The organism is Pseudoalteromonas luteoviolacea NCIMB 1942 (assembly GCF_001625595.1).
GTDB lineage: Bacteria > Pseudomonadota > Gammaproteobacteria > Enterobacterales > Alteromonadaceae > Pseudoalteromonas > Pseudoalteromonas luteoviolacea_A.
Window position 1 is genome coordinate 1 of the sequence record NZ_AUXT01000042.1, and the last position, 712, is coordinate 712.

1 pseudogene is annotated in these 712 nt (G+C 44.2%); it reads right to left on the reverse strand.

Annotation, left to right across the window (positions count from 1 at the left end):
• Positions 1-696 (reverse strand): annotated as a pseudogene (locus N482_RS24005) (IS4 family transposase); the annotation flags it as partial.
• Between the last annotated feature and the right edge of the window lie 16 nt (positions 697-712).

Sequence of the window (712 nt, forward strand, 5' to 3'; positions counted from 1 at the left end):
CGCTGGCAAATGTATAGAGTTTATCTTCTCCCACTTCAATATGACGACTTTGCATCGACCGTACAATTAATCGTTGCTGCTCATGTAGCTTGTATTGAAGGTATTCATAAATGTCAGCTTCACGCTCACATACGGAGATAACCTTAGATATTTGCGCTTGAAGCCGTTTTGCCATTGCTTGTGATTCGGACTCCCATTTATAGCTTTCTTTCTCTTTTAGGGGGGACTGGCATGTTGGTGTCGCTTTCCGCGCGTAGTAATGTCTCGACTCCATCTAGCTTGCTCAATCAGGCCGACTACTTGCTTAGCTTTAGGTGCGAACAACAACACACTGTGTGTGCATAACCCTCTGTTAGTATTGCTCTGGTTAATGTGTCCTAAGTCTTCTCGGATTCATGTATGGCGTTAAACAAGGGTTGTTGTATCTTCTAATGCGAGTAACAAGTTGTGTGTTTGGGCTTGCTCTGTGGTCGCTTTAAAGCCAGATTCTGCAATGGCGCTTGCGGCTATGTGTTCGTTACGAATAAAGCGATAAGCGCCTTCCATATCAGCGGCGGATTGTATGATGTTCACAAGGGGTTTTCCAGATTCGTTAGCGAGTGTCGAAGCTAACTTTACCAAACGTGCTGTTCTTCGTAGATCTCCTAACTCACTTTTTGCAAATTGTTGCTCTGCCCACTTGGTATGTTGGTCAATGATTATCTTCTTCGGT